Source organism: Haladaptatus ordinarius (assembly GCF_054177595.1).
The window spans coordinates 18977-34387 of sequence record NZ_JBPEHH010000027.1; the positions used below are offsets into that span (position 1 = coordinate 18977).

Annotated in this window: 17 protein-coding genes; 8 read left to right on the forward strand and 9 right to left on the reverse strand. The window is 61.2% G+C overall.

The window, feature by feature from the left end; translation table 11 throughout:
• Positions 1-23: 23 nt before the first annotated feature.
• From ACR3FF_RS11725 to ACR3FF_RS11735, 3 genes are read right to left on the reverse strand one after another with little or no spacing between them, the layout of a single operon-like run.
• Positions 24-416 carry a DUF7385 family protein gene (locus tag ACR3FF_RS11725; RefSeq protein ID WP_458188250.1) on the reverse strand — a complete coding sequence of 131 codons (393 nt, stop codon included), beginning with the start codon at positions 414-416 and terminating at the stop codon, positions 24-26.
• On the reverse strand, positions 367-966 hold the full coding sequence (locus tag ACR3FF_RS11730; protein ID WP_458188251.1) for a GNAT family N-acetyltransferase: 600 nt from the start codon (positions 964-966) through the stop codon (positions 367-369). The genes ACR3FF_RS11725 and ACR3FF_RS11730 overlap by 50 nt, the downstream gene beginning before the upstream one ends.
• A 2-nt stretch (positions 967-968) precedes the next feature.
• Positions 969-1574 carry a GNAT family N-acetyltransferase gene (locus ACR3FF_RS11735; RefSeq protein WP_458188210.1) on the reverse strand — a complete coding sequence of 202 codons (606 nt, stop codon included), beginning with the start codon at positions 1572-1574 and terminating at the stop codon, positions 969-971.
• A 224-nt stretch (positions 1575-1798) separates the two neighbouring features.
• Between ACR3FF_RS11735 and ACR3FF_RS11740 the strand changes: the two genes are divergently transcribed.
• Both ACR3FF_RS11740 and ACR3FF_RS11745 read left to right on the forward strand, forming a co-directional pair.
• Positions 1799-2515, forward strand: a complete 717-nt coding sequence (locus ACR3FF_RS11740) for a bacterio-opsin activator domain-containing protein (protein WP_458188211.1) — start codon at positions 1799-1801, stop codon at positions 2513-2515.
• 131 nt (positions 2516-2646) lie between these two features.
• Positions 2647-2844: a HalOD1 output domain-containing protein gene (locus tag ACR3FF_RS11745; RefSeq protein WP_458188212.1), complete on the forward strand. Its 198-nt coding sequence runs from the start codon at positions 2647-2649 to the stop codon at positions 2842-2844.
• 91 nt (positions 2845-2935) lie between these two features.
• Here ACR3FF_RS11745 and ACR3FF_RS11750 read toward each other — a convergent pair whose 3' ends face one another.
• Positions 2936-3385, reverse strand: coding sequence for a pyridoxamine 5'-phosphate oxidase family protein (locus ACR3FF_RS11750; protein WP_458188213.1), 450 nt, complete (start codon positions 3383-3385; stop codon positions 2936-2938).
• Between the two features lie 213 nt (positions 3386-3598).
• Between ACR3FF_RS11750 and ACR3FF_RS11755 the strand changes: the two genes are divergently transcribed.
• From ACR3FF_RS11755 to ACR3FF_RS11770, 4 genes are all read left to right on the forward strand, one after another.
• Positions 3599-4270: a DUF998 domain-containing protein gene (locus ACR3FF_RS11755; RefSeq protein WP_458188214.1), complete on the forward strand. Its 672-nt coding sequence runs from the start codon at positions 3599-3601 to the stop codon at positions 4268-4270.
• A gap of 300 nt (positions 4271-4570) precedes the next feature.
• Positions 4571-4801: an AbrB/MazE/SpoVT family DNA-binding domain-containing protein gene (locus ACR3FF_RS11760; protein ID WP_458188216.1), complete on the forward strand. Its 231-nt coding sequence runs from the start codon at positions 4571-4573 to the stop codon at positions 4799-4801.
• Complete coding sequence (locus ACR3FF_RS11765) at positions 4802-5176, forward strand: type II toxin-antitoxin system VapC family toxin (protein ID WP_458188217.1); 375 nt, start codon at positions 4802-4804, stop codon at positions 5174-5176. It begins immediately after the preceding gene.
• A 42-nt stretch (positions 5177-5218) separates the two neighbouring features.
• Positions 5219-6673, forward strand: coding sequence for a replication factor C large subunit (locus ACR3FF_RS11770; RefSeq protein ID WP_458188218.1), 1455 nt, complete (start codon positions 5219-5221; stop codon positions 6671-6673).
• A 284-nt stretch (positions 6674-6957) separates the two neighbouring features.
• Here ACR3FF_RS11770 and ACR3FF_RS11775 read toward each other — a convergent pair whose 3' ends face one another.
• From ACR3FF_RS11775 to ACR3FF_RS11795, 5 genes are all read right to left on the reverse strand, one after another.
• Positions 6958-8631: a Na+/H+ antiporter NhaC family protein gene (locus ACR3FF_RS11775; protein ID WP_458188219.1), complete on the reverse strand. Its 1674-nt coding sequence runs from the start codon at positions 8629-8631 to the stop codon at positions 6958-6960.
• A 77-nt stretch (positions 8632-8708) separates the two neighbouring features.
• Positions 8709-9443, reverse strand: a complete 735-nt coding sequence (locus tag ACR3FF_RS11780) for an amino acid ABC transporter ATP-binding protein (protein WP_458188220.1) — start codon at positions 9441-9443, stop codon at positions 8709-8711.
• Positions 9440-10273, reverse strand: a complete 834-nt coding sequence (locus tag ACR3FF_RS11785) for an amino acid ABC transporter permease (RefSeq protein WP_458188221.1) — start codon at positions 10271-10273, stop codon at positions 9440-9442. The genes ACR3FF_RS11780 and ACR3FF_RS11785 overlap by 4 nt, the downstream gene beginning before the upstream one ends.
• Positions 10274-10291: 18 nt before the next feature.
• Positions 10292-11131, reverse strand: a complete 840-nt coding sequence (locus ACR3FF_RS11790) for a transporter substrate-binding domain-containing protein (RefSeq protein ID WP_458188222.1) — start codon at positions 11129-11131, stop codon at positions 10292-10294.
• Positions 11132-11226: 95 nt separating this feature from the next.
• Positions 11227-11706, reverse strand: a complete 480-nt coding sequence (locus tag ACR3FF_RS11795; RefSeq protein WP_458188223.1) for a COX15/CtaA family protein — start codon at positions 11704-11706, stop codon at positions 11227-11229.
• Positions 11707-12001: 295 nt separating this feature from the next.
• On the opposite strand from ACR3FF_RS11795, the gene ACR3FF_RS11800 reads away from it, so the two are divergent.
• Positions 12002-13081 (forward strand): M24 family metallopeptidase, encoded by a 1080-nt coding sequence (locus tag ACR3FF_RS11800; RefSeq protein ID WP_458188224.1) that lies wholly within the window; start codon positions 12002-12004, stop codon positions 13079-13081.
• A gap of 72 nt (positions 13082-13153) precedes the next feature.
• Entirely contained in the window at positions 13154-15409 is a 2256-nt protein-coding gene (locus ACR3FF_RS11805) for an NADP-dependent malic enzyme (RefSeq protein WP_458188226.1), read from the forward strand.
• Positions 15410-15411: the final 2 nt, after the last annotated feature.

Here is a 15411-nt window from a genome sequence, read left to right on the forward strand (position 1 = left end):
GCACTCTATTCAATACACCACATTTACATCACCCGCGAATATTCTGGGCCTAATAAAAATAGAACTACCGACTCAATCGTGCGTGAGCACCACCGTTCGGTCGTCTTCTCGAACGACGCAAAAGCGCATCGAACCCGTGGGGCTGAACCGTTGTTCCCGTCGTTCGCCGCCACGTCTGGTCGGCCAGATTCCACAGCCGACGTGGGGCTGAACCGTTGTTCCCGTCGTTCGGTCAGGAAGAGGTCGACGAACGGCGCGTCGCAGACCGGACACGCGACCGAATCGCGGTTCTCGTCCAATTGGGTCTGTCCGGCGTCTTTCACCAGTTTCAGGCGGTGGTGAATCGCGTAACGTCCAGTCGGTCCGTCACGACTCCTCGCCCCCCGATTCGGTCTCCCACTGCTCGCGGGAGACAGTGTAGCGGTGCATGTCGTCTACCACGTCGTCCATCGGCACCCAATTGCGAAGCAGGCAATCGTGTTGCCCGCCGTGTGCGTCGACGTACTTCTCGATGGCGCGGCGCGACTGCTCGTTCCCTACGTTGTAGCCGACCGTGACGATTTCGAGGTCGAGGCGGTCGAAGGCGACTTCCAGCAGAACCGCCGCCCGCTCTCCTGAGTATCCTCGCCCCCAGAATCGCTCGCCGAGGACGAGACCGAGCTGGGCACTCCGCCTCTCCCACTTCGGATACAGCACCGTCGTCCCGGCCAGTTCGCCCGCGTTCGGTTCACCCGTCTTCGGACGAACCGCGTATCGGGCGGTCGTTCCGTTCTCCCACTGCGGTTGGGCTTTCTCGACGCGGTCGTGCGGTTCTTTCAACGACCGAAAAGGCGATTGTGGAACGTGTTCGAACACCTCGCTCGCCTCGGGACCGGAGAACAGGTCGTACAGTTCCCGTACCGGAACGTTCTCGTGACACAGTCGTTCGAGGACCAGTCGCTTCGTCTCGATACGACTGGGGAACAGCGTCACGAACCGTCTCCCTCGTGGCTCGCAGCCCACTGCTCGCGGGAGATGGTGTAGCGGTGCGAGTCGCGCACCTCGTCACCGTCAGGTTGCCAGTTGCGCAGGATACCGTCGTACTGCCCGCCGTGTGCGTCGACGTACTTCTCGATGGCACGACGGGATTGCTCGTTTCCGTCGAGGTGTTCGACGGCGACCAGTTCGAGGTCGAGTCGGTCGAAGGCCAGTTCCATCAGTGCCCCCGCGCGTTCGCCCGAGTAGCCACGTCCCCAGAACGGTTTGCGGAGCCACAGGCCGAAGGTACCGGTTCGGCGCTCCCAGTCGATGCCGAGACCGGTCGTCCCGGCGAATTCGCCCGCGTTCGGTTCACCCGCTTTCGGACGAATCACGAACTCGGCACCCTTCGTCTTCTCCCGCCTGCTCTCCGCCCAGTCGACGAACTCCTTCGTCTCTTTCGGCGTGGCGTGGGGGTCCCACGAGAGGTGTTCGGTTAGCTCGTCGATGTGCGGCGCGTCGTGTGCGGTGTATCTGTAGAGGTCGAACACGTCGACGGTCTCGTGCGTTATCGCTTCGAGTTCGAGACGTTCCGTCTCGATTCGCTCGGGGAACATACTCCGGATGATACGTCGCTGCGACAAAAATATTCGGACAGTTGAGAGTTCGGAGGCCGTCCGCGACGACGGTTCTCATCGCTGGAGAGACTGCGGAGCCGGTGGTTCGGGCGACTGACCCACCAGTCGGTCACTCTCGTCTCCTCGTCGGTCGTCGACTGGGACGTCCCGCGTTCTCAATTCCCACGAAGCACCTAATCGTCCGAGTACCGTAACGGGTTAGGATGGTCTCCGAACAAACGCGGTGGGACGATACCGTCGAGTTGGAATTTTCGCTCCACGACCAGCGGTGTTTCTTCGTCGCCGCCTCCAAACGGGCCGAGTGTGAACTCGTGGGCGAAGAGGCGATTCATCGGACGGATGGAAACGTCCTCGAATTCTTCAGTGTCCGGGGGGCGTCCCCGGAGACCGTCCTGGATGTCGCCGACGAGTTGCCGACCGCGAACCAGGGCCGGATGGTCACACAGCGACAGGAGGCGAATCTGATGGAGTTCGTCGTCACTGGGCCGTGTGTCGCCGCGACGCTGGCCGACACCGAGGCCGTGTTGAAACGAGCGCACGCCGAGAACGGCCAGGCTACCGTCGTCGCCGACGTGCCGCCACACGGGACGGTACGAGAGGTCGTCGAAACGTTCGAGACGCACCATCCCGATTCTTCACTCGTCGCCAAGCGGACGCTCGACAAAAGTGTCCCGGCCCTCTCGGACGGAGAACGGACAGCACATCTGTGGGCGAATCTGACCGAGAAACAGCGCACTGCGGTCGAAACCGCGGTACGGTGTGGCTACCTCTCGTGGCCGCGCGAGAGTACTGCCACCGAGTGTGCCGAGGCGCTCGATGTCTCACAACCGACGTTCAGCCAACACCTCTGGACCGGCCTCGAGAAGGTGTTCGCTGCGATGCTAGACGACGTGGGTGCCACAGACGATGGGGTCGAGTGACGAACCGTTCGGCATAGGCAGTACAGTCAGGGCAGTTCGGTCGTAACCTGGAACGTCGGAACAGAGAGTCACGCATGAAGAGCAATGATCGAGTTACAGAAACGAAGTATCGCGATTCGAGCACCGAATCTGTGAGCTACCGAGTCGTCGTCGCGGTCGCCGACGAAGCGGGTACTCGAACTATCGACCTTCCACCGCTGTACGAGAGCATCGAACCGGACGCACTCGACGAACTGGTCGAACGTGGCGATAGCAACCTCGTCGTCTCGTTTCCGTTCGCTGGTCACGAGGTGGTCGTCCGTGGCGATGGGACGGTCGAAATCGGTTAGTGTTCGACGAAAAATCCTTCGGTGAACGTCTCGTCGTTGTTCGCGTGTTACGGTATCAGGTCACCCACCGTTCGGCCACTTCGCTTTCGGGTCACTCGTCAGTTCGTGCCTCCTTTCGACTCGTCACGTCGTCGGGGTCGAGGTGGAAGAACGAAAACGAAACCTCCCTCGGACTCCGGTCGAACACCTCGACGAGCGGAATCTCGACGTGGCGCATCCCCTGTGTCACGTCCGAGTCAACGTCCGCTTCGGACACGTCCGCCAATTCCCCGGTGACGACGACACTTCGCCACCCGCTCTCCGTCTGGTCGTAGGTGACGAACGAGACGGGTCGGCCGACGACGTCCATCTTTCCGCTGTCTGGCCCGAGCGCCAGTCGGAAGTAGAACTCTCCAGTGTCCGGGTCGAAACCGTACGACACCGGCAACGAATACGGGGACTCGTCGGGTTCCGACGAGAACGAAATGACTCCCGTCCCCCCTCGCCCCAGAAACTCGTCTCGTTCGTCGTCGGACATTCGTACCGTATTGACATCACCCATGAGATAGAGTACCACCCGACGGAGGAAAAAGATGGTGTGCGGATTTCCTCGCGTGGGCCTCGATTTTCTGGGTTCGAACGTCCGCCACCTCGAAGCACGACGCCCCCTCGAGAAGAGGATTAAAACAACATCGGGAGTACTGGTTTTTAAGAATCGAGAGTCATCGTATGGAGGTACGTCGATAGAAGGCGAATCGATAACTGGTGAATCACGATGACTGAGCTAGCGGCCTACGAAGAAACGACGGGAACGATACGTGAAACGGTCGCCGACAGCCGACAGCTCGCGGGGATATTCTTCTTCGTGCTCGCTGCGCAGTTCATGACCGTCATCATGCTCGGAGCAGCGATGGTATCCGGGTACGATTTCAATGAGGCAGCCATCAGCGACCTCGGCGTGTTCAGTGAGACCGCACTGTTGTTCAACGCTTCGCTGGTCGTCGGCGGCGTCTTCAACATCCTGGGCGGGTACTTTTTCTACCGCTCACACGACACGCGCTGGCTGATGGGCCTCTTCGCGCTCGCCGGAATCGGTGCCATCGGTGCGGGCGTCTTCACGCTCGACGACCCCACCGGACTCCACGGACTCTTCGCGCTCCTGGCCTTCCTGTTCTTCAACGTGCAGGCGATCGCGAGCGCGACCCGACTGTCCGGCCCGATGAAGGTGCTCTCGATATTCGCAGGGGTGCTCGGAATCGCCTTCGTGGTGCTCATGGCCCTGGGCGACGGCGGCAACACGGCGCTCTTCGGCCCCATCGGACACGGCGGAACCGAACGGATGATCGTCTACCCCCCGATGATGTGGCTGATGGTCTTCGGTGGCTACCTCCTCGGTAGCCGCGAGGACGAAGCGGGACGGTCGGTCGAGGCGACGCTCTCCGACTAGCGGACCAATTTTTGACGACGAGAATCGCCACGTGACCGATGCAGAGGTCTCTGTGTGATTCTTATAGCCAGTCACTGGATGAGATGCCAACGAAGATAGCCAGTCAAAGTTGGTAGATAAGCACCACAAATTGCTCACATCGCTTAGCGTCAGTCATGAAGGTTTCAACAGGGTCTCTAATTTCCTTGTTCATTGGCTTTTCACATCACTCCAAGACACGAACGGCACCTGACGCACTCTCGGTGGGAGAGAGGCCAATTTCGGGGAACTCTTTTACATGTACCCATCATAAGAGAGCATATGTCCGATGCGACGCTCGACGACCGGGGACGGCTGACGCTCCCAAAGGAGATTCGAGAGCGATACGGAGACCACTACCACGTCGTCGACCTCCACGACGGAATCAAACTAATTCCGGTCGCGGACGACCCTCTGGACGCACTTCGAGACGAGTTTTCGGAGGTCGATAAGACGGCCGACGAACTCAGAGAGGAAGCACGTGAAGCGGCACTGGACGATGCTGGGCGATAAATGTACGCTGAAACAGATTTCTTGCTGGCCCTCATCAAGGACGAAGATTGGCTCGGGGATGCCGCGGAAGCCGTTTACCGTGACCATCAAGACGAGCTATGGACGTCACAGTTCATGCTCATCGAACTTCTCCTAGTCGCCTACCGCGAAGACCGCGACACAGAACGGGTTGTCACGAATGCCGCAAACCTCGTCGAAGTGGACGGGGACGTGGATACGGTCGTCGCAGCGGCCACATACGTCGAAGACCATGGCTTCACCCCATTCGATGCACTCCACCTCGTCGAATCTGATGGCGATACTATCGTCTCTAGCGACCGTACGTACGAAGATTTCGCTCCACGACTCGACCTGAAAGTGGAGAGCGAGGAGTAACGCTCCGCAACCACTAAACGCCGTTCGTTCCTACCACCAGTAATGACCGACTGGACGGAGAAGTATCGCCCGAGCACGCTGTCGGAAGTTCGGGGGAACGACAAGGCCCGGGACAAACTGCGCGAGTGGGCCGAGACGTGGAAGGAACACGGGGACGCCGTCATCGTCCACGGAAGCCCCGGCGTCGGGAAGACGTCGGCGGCCCACGCGCTGGCGAGCGACATGGGCTGGCCGACCATCGAGTTGAACGCGAGCGACCAGCGGACCGGCGACGTCATCAAGCGTGTCGCGGGTGAGGCGGCGAAAAGCGGGACGCTGACGGACGGGACTGCGGGCAGGCGACTCGTCATTCTGGACGAAGCCGACAATCTGACACACAACGCCGACCGAGGTGGCTCACGGGCGATCACCGAGGTCGTGAAGTCGGCGAGTCAACCACTCCTGCTCATCGCAAACGAGTTCTACGACATGTCGAACTCCCTTCGAAACGCCTGCGAGACCATCGAGTTTCGGGACGTGTCATCGCGGAGTATCACGCCCGTCCTCCGTGACATCTGCCGACAGGAGAACGTCGAGTACGAACCCGCCGCACTGGAGGCCATCGCGGAAAACGACAGCGGCGACCTCCGCTCTGCAGTGAACGACCTCCAGGCGGCCGCCGAAACGAACGGCCACCTCACCGAGGCGGACGTGGTGACGAGCCAACGCGACACGACGAGCGGTATCTTCGACTTTCTCGACGACCTCATCAAGAAAGAGGACGCAGAGGGCGCGCTGAAAGCCTCGTACGACGTGGACGAGACGCCGGACAACCTGCTCAACTGGATCGAGGACAACGTGCCGAAAGACTACGAAGGTGGTGAACTCGCCGACGCCTACGGCTACATGGCGAACGCCGACCGCTGGCTGGGACGGGTGCGCGCCACGCAGAACTATCGCTTCTGGCGCTACGCGAGCGACAACATGACCGCCGGCGTCGCCGCCGCTCGTCGCGGCAAGAAGGGCGGGTGGACGCGCTACGGCCCGCCGAGTTACTGGCGAAAGCTCGGGAGTTCACGGGGGACCCGCGACACGCGAGACTACATCGCCCGGAAGATAGCCGAACAGAGCGGCATCAGCATGAGCACGGCCCGACGAGAGGTCATCCCCTACCTCGCGGAGATGACCCACCACTGCAAGAATCGGGAGTTGACCGTGGCGATGGCGGCACGCTACGACATGGACGAAAAGCACGTCGCGTTCGTCACCGGCAGCGGAAAGGACACGAAGAAAGTCCAGCGAATCGTCGAAGACGCACGAGAGCGGAAGGAGAAAGCCGCCGTCGAGCACTCGGGCGGCGCTTTCGAAGGCAGTTTCGCGTCCGACGAGTCGGGCGACGGAGAATCAGGTGACGATGAATCGGACGACGAACCGGAGATCGAAGAACCGGAAACCGCGAAAGCTGAAGACGAAGCCCAGTCGGACGACGGCCAGTCTGGTCTCGGCGACTTCATGTGAGCCGAGTTTTATTTTGTACTGATACGTACTGATTTATACTAGTTTGTGCTGGAGATGTCGTCGGAGTTGATGGATGACTTTCGACGGTGACCGAGTGAGGGCCGGAGGAAATCGGAGATTTCCTCGGCCACGGAAGAGCGGAACTCTTCCGCAGGTGTGACTTTGCTCAAGCAGCAGTAGTCACGATAAACCAACCGCTATCTTAGTCGACCCCTGGGTAGAATGTAGCTCAAGCTTCAGCAGTCACAGCGAATCCACCTCCAGATCGAAAACGAACCTCGAATTCAGTACGGGAAGACGCGGAAGCCTTCCGGAAGCACGAATCCGAGCAGGAGGAACAGCGTTCCCGCGATGGTCGCACAGATGATCGCGTAGGGAATCTGGGTTCTGACGTGAACGAGGTGGTCACTGCCACTCGTCGAGGAGGCCAGCACGGTCGTGTCGCTGATGGGTGAACTGTGGTCGCCAAAGATACCGCCGCTAAACACCGCCCCGAGGACGAGCGGAAGGTTCGCACCGGTCGAGAAGGCCACCGGGATGGCGATGGGGAACATGATGCCGTAGGTCGCCCACGAACTGCCATCGGAGAAGCTCACGCCGCTGGTGACGAGGAACAGCGCGACGGGGACGAGGGCGGGGGGAACGCCAGCGAACCAGTCGGTGACGAAGTTGGCGATGCCGAGCACCGTCACCGCGTTCTGGATGGAACTGGCGAACATCAGGATGACTGCCGCGAGCAGGATACCCTTGAATCCGCGAACCATCGCGTCCGTCGCATCCTTGTTGCTCGGGATGTCGCCCTTCAGGCGATAGAGGACGAACGCGACGATGAGCGCCGCGAAGGAGGCGAGACCGAGTTTGACGCCGCCGATGTTGAACGACCACTTGCCGCCCGCCGGGAGGATGAGTTCGTAGCCACCGAGCGAGAACAATGTGCTCATCTGCGGCGCGGAGATGACGGGACTGCCGCGCCAGAACATCGCGCCGAGACCGACGAGGATCATCGTCCCGATGGGGATGGCGAAGTTGCGCCAGTCGGCGGTCGCCGTCTCCGACATCTCGTACTCGTCCATCTCGCGGGAAATCATCGGGTCGTCGTCCTCGCCGACCACGCCGCCGCCGCTGCGTGCTCGCGTCTCTTCTTCTCCCATGTCGAAGATGTTGGGGAAGACCTGCCACGCGACCAGTCCCGCGATGATGAGCGCCGTCCAGGAGTAGAAGCCGAAGACGAGGCTGTTGAAGAATAGCGGCCAGATCTGGTCGGTCACGGCCGTCACCTCCTGCCCGCCCGTGTTGACGAAGCCGCTCATGTGGGCGGGGAGAATCTGTTGTTTCGCGGCCTGTTCGATACCACCGCCGATGAAGCCGATGAGTGCGACGCCCCACGTCGAGTAGAACGCGAGGCGGGCCGCCGGACTCCCGGCACTGTCCACGTAGTAGGCGAGTTTGGCCCGCGAGACGTTGTACTTGTCCGTCAGCGGGCGCATCATCGAGCCGACCACCAGACAGTTGAAGTAGTCGTCGATGTGAATCGCGATGCCTGCCAGAAACGCCGCCTTCTCCGCGTCTTCGGGGGAGTCTGCTCGGGACACGAGTGCTTCGAGGACGCCCTGAATCGCCCCGGAACGAATCATCAGACCGATCATGCCACCGATAGCGAAGATGGCGAGCAAGACGTTTTCGACGTACCACGAATCGGAGAAGAGAGGTGCGGTTGCGATGAGCGTCGGGACGTGTTTCAACCCGAATATCGCTCCGAGTACGGTTCCAGACGTGCTACCGATCATGTCCTTCGGAACACCCGCTGAGGCGGGTTTCAACGCGCCGTAGACCGCGCCAGCGCTGGCGACGCCGACGAACAGGCCGATAATAGCATCACGTGAGTGCCACGCGAGACTAATTGCCAGTAATGCTGGAATTATCGACCAGATGCCTGCATTGATGCCATCGAGTGCCATACCATGTTTCCCAAGTAGACCTATATATTGGTTATGGCAATTTCGAAACTAACACGTTGCAATGAAAAACTTATACTCTAATTGACTCGTGTGAGAAATTGTCTCGCACGCTCAGTCTCGGGATTGGCGAAGAACTCGACCGGCGGTCCCGACTCCACGATGCGCCCCTCCGACATCAACACGACCCGGTCGCCTACCTCGCGGGCGAATCCCATCTCGTGCGTGACGACGAGCATGGTCATCCCTTCGTCCGCCAAATCGCGCATCACTTCGAGCACCTCGCCGACCAGTTCCGGGTCTAACGCGCTCGTCACCTCGTCGAACAGCATGACGCTCGGGTCCATCGCAAGCGCCCGTGCGATGGCGACTCGCTGTTGCTGGCCGCCCGAGAGCTGATTCGGATAGGAGTCGGCCTGGTCTGCCAATCCCACCCGGTCTAACATCGCCTTCGCCCACTGTTGGGCTTTCTCCTTCGGAATCCCCTTGACGACATCCGGTCCGAGCGCGACGTTCTCCAGGGCCGTCTTGTGCGGGAAGAGGTTGAAGCTCTGGAACACCATCCCGATGCGCTGGCGGAGTTGGTTTACGTCCACCTCCGGGTCGGCGATGGATTCTCCCTCGATACGGATGTCGCCGTCCTGAATCTCTTCGAGTCGGTTCGCACACCGAAGGAGCGTCGATTTCCCGCTCCCGCTCGGACCGATGACGACAACAACCTCACCGTCGTCGACCGAAAGCGAGACGTCCTTCAGGACGTGCGTCTCGCCGAAGTACTTGTCCACGTCGTCGAACTCGACCTCCGGCACGCTCATCGTTCCGACCCCCACATGGTGCGCTCTTCCATCGTCCGGACGAGTTTGCCGAGCGGCAGCGTGATGACGAGATACGCGATGGAGACGACCACGATGGGCGTCCACGCGTCGAACGTCGTGCTGTTGACGTTCCGGAAGACGCTGATGAGTTCGGGAATCGCCAGCACCGTCAACAGCGACGTGTCCTTGACGAGAATCACGAGGTCGTTACCGATGGCCGCCAGCGCGTTCCGCCACGCTTGGGGCAGGATAACGAAACGCATCGAGTCGATGTACGACATGCCGAGCGACCGCGCCGCCTCGGTCTGTCCCTCGGCGACGGAGTTGATGCCGCCTTTCACTGCCTCGCCGATGTAGGCGGTGTGGTTCAGCGTCAGGCCGATGATGGCGGCGGCGAAACTCCAGTTTTGAAGCGGGAACTCGCCGGGCGGCCAGAACGCCGGGACGCCGAGGTAGATGACGAACAGTTGGAACAGCAGGGGAGTTCCTCGGAAGAACTCGACGTACATCGTCGCAATCGCCTGCGTAAACGTCGTGTTGGAGACGCGCCCCAATCCGACGAGGACGCCGAAAAAGAGCGAGAGCGCGCCTGCAATCAGGATTATCTGCAAGACGAGAACCAATGCCTCGGCGAATTGCGGCAGGATTTCGACCAGCAGGTCGTAGTTCACGAAATCCGCGAGGATGAGATAGAGGAAGATGGCGATTCCTGTCGCGAAGACGCCCGCAACCGCCATCCCGACCCACTTGACGCGCCGGTCAGTCAGCAATCCCTCGTCGGTCTCCGTTGCACGTTCGATACCTCTCTCGTCGGTGTACGTCTCGGCCATCACGTCCTCCTGTGGCGATTAGCCACTGGTCGTCGTGCCTCCGTCGGTTCCTTCTACTGGCTGGAAGTATTCTGAGTAGATTTCGTCGTAGGTTCCATCCTCCTGAATCGTTGCCAGCGCGTCGTTGACCTGCTGGCGGAACTGGTCGTCGTCCTGCCGGAACGCGATACCGTATTCCTCAACGGTGAGCGTGTGATACGGTGGCGCGTCTTCGCCCGTCGCCGCGGAGTCTTCCTCCGCTTCGAGGAAGACGACGTTCTCGTTCTGGTTGGCGAACTCGGCACTGACCGTGTTGTCGTTGATGACTGCGGCGGCCTGATTGTTGCCGAGTGCGGAAAACGCGCCGGGAATCTGGTCGTAGCTGTCGATAGTGAGGTTGCCGTTGAACTCCTGTTTCAACTCCTCTGCCGCCGCTTCACCGGTCGTGCCCTTCTGAACCGCGACCGTCGTTCCTCGCAGATCTGCGACTTCGTTGATGTCACTGTCTCGCAACACGAGAATCGTCTGATACGCCGTAAAGTACGGGTCGGAGAAATCGACCTGCTGTTCTCGTTCCTCGTTGATGGTCATCGCGCTCATGATGACGCGGAAGTTCCCGTTGTTGAGACTCGGGATGATGGTGTCGAAACTCGTCTGGACGAACTCGTAGTTCCGGTTCAGTTGGCCCTGGAAAATCGCCTCGGCGATGTCTACGTCGAACCCGACGAGCTCCCCACCTGTCGTTCTGTACTCGAACGGTCGATACGGGATGTCCGACCCAATTCTGATTACGCCACCGTCTTGTGCATTCACGGCTCCCGCGACCGTCAGGCCAGCGATAGCTCCGGTACTCCCCTTGAGAAAGGTTCGTCTGTGCATTTCGATTTTCCCCCGATACTCACATAGTCAATCGTCGTATAGAAAGCTACTATCGGTTGCTCGGAGGGGTCCGCTAAAACTTTCGCCGATTCGTGTTAGTCGTCAGACGGGTAGCCGCTCGTCGATTCGGCCGCGGCCGTTTCGGGTCGGCGGGGTTCTTCGTACAGCCACAACGTGGCCGCCAGCAGGGCGGCGAATATCGTCATCGCAGCCGCGTGGTGGGCCACCTGGACGACGGGACCGTACACGAGGACGGTCGCGCCACCGAGCAGAATCTGAACCGGGAGGACGACCAGCGCGATGGTCGTCGCCGCTCGGATTCGGGTGCTCTCGGTGTACTTCCACGCGCCGTAGGTCGTTCCGAGGATGAAAAAGCCGGTCACCATCGCCACGAGGCGGTGGAACCACTCGATGAAACTCGGGATGGTTTTCGGAAGCAACCCACCGTCACAGAACGGCCACTGGGCGCTACAGGACAATCCAGCCCCTGCGGCGGCGGTGTAGACGCCGAGCAGAATGAGAGCGAACGTCAGACTGGTCGTGAATGCGGCGAATCGCCGAAATCGCGTTCCCATCAGGCACGCACCTCGTCGTGTCGTATCACAGGAATCCCCTTTCCCGGCAGTTAGGAGGCGGTGTATTTAGGTCTGTCCGACTTTCCCCGAGAGTGAGAACGGTAGTGTTGGTGCCGCTTTCAGCGGGAACCGTGCAGTACTGCGAGACCACCAGGGGGCGAGACTGGTGGAATGACCTCACGTACTTGTAAGCCAGTAATAAGTTTTGTGGAACGTGACTTTCACGGGGACGAGACGGACGGCAGATTTCGACCGAAACCGGTCTTTCAAGGGAACGGCGGGCGACGCTGGAAACATGACAAAACTGGAACGCCTCGACGCTCTCCTCGACGCGCGTGACCTCCAGTCCGTCTGGTTCGCACGCCCCAACTCCTTCGCGTGGCTCACCGGCGGGAACAACGTCGTCGACCGGGAGGGAGACGTAGGGGTCGCGGCAGTGGGGTACGACGGTGACGCAGTTCGACTCGTCACCGACACCATCGAGGGTCCGCGCCTCCGCGAGGAAGAACTACCCGACGGTGTCGCCGTCTCCGAATACGAGTGGTACGAGAGGACGCTCGCGGAAGCCGTCGCCGAACGAGCGGTGACGCCCGCCGCGGCCGACTTCGACGTTCCCGGCTTCGAGTCGGTCGACGCCTCACCACTGCGCCAGCCCCTCACCGACGAGGACGTCGCGGCCTACCGGGAACTCGGCACCGAAACCGCGGTGGCGGTCGAAGCCGTCTGTCGCGAACTGGACCCCGACGACACGGAGCGCGAGGTGGCGTCTGCGATTCGGGGTGCGCTCGGTTCACAGGGTATCGAGACGCCAGTGGTTCTCGTGGGGGGAGGCGAGCGCGCCCGGCGGTACCGCCACTACACACCGACGGCTACCGAACTCGGTGAGTACGTGCTGGTGTCGGTCACCGCGGAGCGGGCGGGACTCCACGCCAGTCTCACGCGAACCGTCGCCTTCGACCCGCCGGAGTGGCTCGAAACGCGCCATCGAGCGGCGAGCAGAGTCGAGACGACGGCGCTCGCCGCGACCCGGCAGGTCGGAACCAACGGAGGGACGGGAAGTGCCGTGTTCGAAGCGATTCAATCTGCCTACAAGCGGGTCGGCTTCGAAGGCGAGTGGCAGTGTCACCATCAGGGAGGTGCGGCGGGCTACGCCGGACGCGAGTGGATAGCCACGCCGACGACGAACGACGAAATTCGCCTCCCGATGGCGTTCGCGTGGAACCCGACAGTCCGGGGCGCAAAGAGCGAAGGAACCGTTCTCGTCTCCGAAGACGGATTCGAACCACTCACCGAAACGGGTCGTTGGCCGACGAACACCGTGTCTGCGGTCGGTCACCAGCGGACGTTGTCACGGCCAGCCATCCTCGAACGCTGATTTCGACGAACGTCGAACGCAAATTCGACGGGTTCGGATACCTTTTTACAGGAGCACAGGGACGTACCGGACATGGGACTCGAAGAGGACTCTCTCGACTATCACCGGAGCGACCCACCGGGAAAAATCGAAATATCGACGACGAAACCGACGAACACACAACGCGACCTGAGCCTCGCGTACTCGCCCGGCGTGGCTACACCCTGCGAGGAGATTGCCGAAGACCCCAGGAAAGCATACTCCTACACCGCGAAAGGGAATCTCGTGGGAGTAGTGTCGAACGGGACGGCCGTGCTCGGTCTCGGCGACATCGGCGCGCAGGCGTCGAAACCCGTCATGGAGGGGAAAGGCGTCCTGTTCAAGCGATTCGCCGACATCGACGTGTTCGACATCGAACTCGACCAGCACGATGTCGACGACCTGACTCGAACCGTCAGCGCGATGGAACCCACCTTCGGCGGTATCAACCTCGAGGACATCAAAGCGCCGGAGTGTTTCGAAATCGAAGAGCGACTGCGTGAGGAGATGGACATCCCCGTCTTCCACGACGACCAGCACGGTACCGCCATCATCAGCGGGGCCGCCCTCCTCAACGCCGCCGAAATCAACGGGAAGGAGTTAGAAGACCTGAAAATCGTCTTCTCCGGTGCCGGTGCGAGTGCGATTGCGACGGCCCGATTCTACGTCTCGCTCGGAGCGCGAAAGGAGAACATCATCATGTGTGATTCCTCGGGAATCATCACCGAGAACCGCGCTCAACACGGCGACGTGAACGAGTACAAAACCGAGTTCGCCCGCGACATCCCCGAAGGCGACCTCGCGACGGCGATGGAGGGCGCAGACGTGTTCGTCGGCCTCTCCGTGGCGGACATCGTCAGCGAGGAGATGGTTCGCTCGATGGCGGCCGACCCGATAATCTTCGCCATGGCGAACCCCGACCCGGAAATCGACTACGAGACGGCGAAAAACGCCCGCGACGACACGGTCATCATGGCGACCGGCCGCTCCGACTACCCGAACATGGTGAACAACGTTCTCGGGTTCCCGTTCATCTTCCGAGGGGCGTTAGACGTGCGCGCGAGCGACATCAACGAGGAGATGAAAATCGCCTCCGCACGCGCGCTCGCAGAACTCGCCAAGAAGGACGTGCCCGACGCCGTTGTCAAAGCCTACGGCGACCAACCGCTCCAGTTCGGCCCAGAGTACATCATCCCGAAACCGCTCGACCCCCGCGTGCTGTTCGAGGTCGCGCCGGCGGTCGCGGAGGCGGCGATGGAGACCGGCGTGGCCCGGAGCGAACTCGACACAGACGCGTACGTCGAGACGCTCGAAGCGCGTCTCGGCAAGTCTCGCGAGATGATGCGCGTCGTCCTGAACAAGGCCAAAAGCGACCCCAAGCGCGTGGCGCTCGCGGAAGGTACCGACGAGAAGATGATTCGCGCGGCGTACCAACTGGGAGAGCAGGGCATCGCGGAACCCGTGCTCATCGGTGACCGCGAGGAAATCGGTGCGACGGCGGCAGACCTCGGACTCGACTTCGACCCCGAGGTGGTCGACCCGAAAAACGGCGACTACGAAGGGTACGCCGAACGCCTGTACGAACTCCGTAAACGAAAGGGCCTCACCCGGAGCGAAGCGGGCGACCGCATCGAGAAAGACACCAACTACTTCGGCAGCGTGATGGTCGAACAGGGCGACGCCGACGCGATGCTCACCGGCCTCACCCACCACTACCCCTCGGCGCTCCGACCGCCACTGCAGGTCATCGGCACCGCGCCGGACGTGGACTACGCCGCCGGCGTCTACCTGCTCACGTTCAAGAATCGCGTCGTCTTCATCGCCGACGCGACCGTGAATCAGGCTCCCGACGAGGACGTGTTGACCGAGGTGACGAGCCAGACCGCCAAACTCGCTCGTCGGTTCAACGTCGAACCGCGTGCCGCGCTCCTCTCGTACTCCAACTTCGGAAGCGTCGACAACGAAGGCACCCGAAAGCCCCGCGAGGCCGCGAAACGACTCCGGAACGACCCCGAAATCGACTTCCCGGTCGACGGCGAGATGCAGGCCGACACCGCCGTCGTCGAGGAGATACTGAACGGAACGTACGAGTTCTCGGACCTGGAGGAACCGGCGAACGTGCTGGTCTTCCCGAACTTGGAAGCGGGCAACATCGGCTACAAACTCCTCCAGCGTCTCGGCGGCGCGGAGGCCATCGGCCCGATGCTCGTCGGCATGGGCAAGCCGGTCCACGTCCTCCAGCGCGGCGACGAGGTCAAGGACATCGTGAATCTGGCGGGCGTCGCGGTCGTGGACGCACAGCAAGATTGACA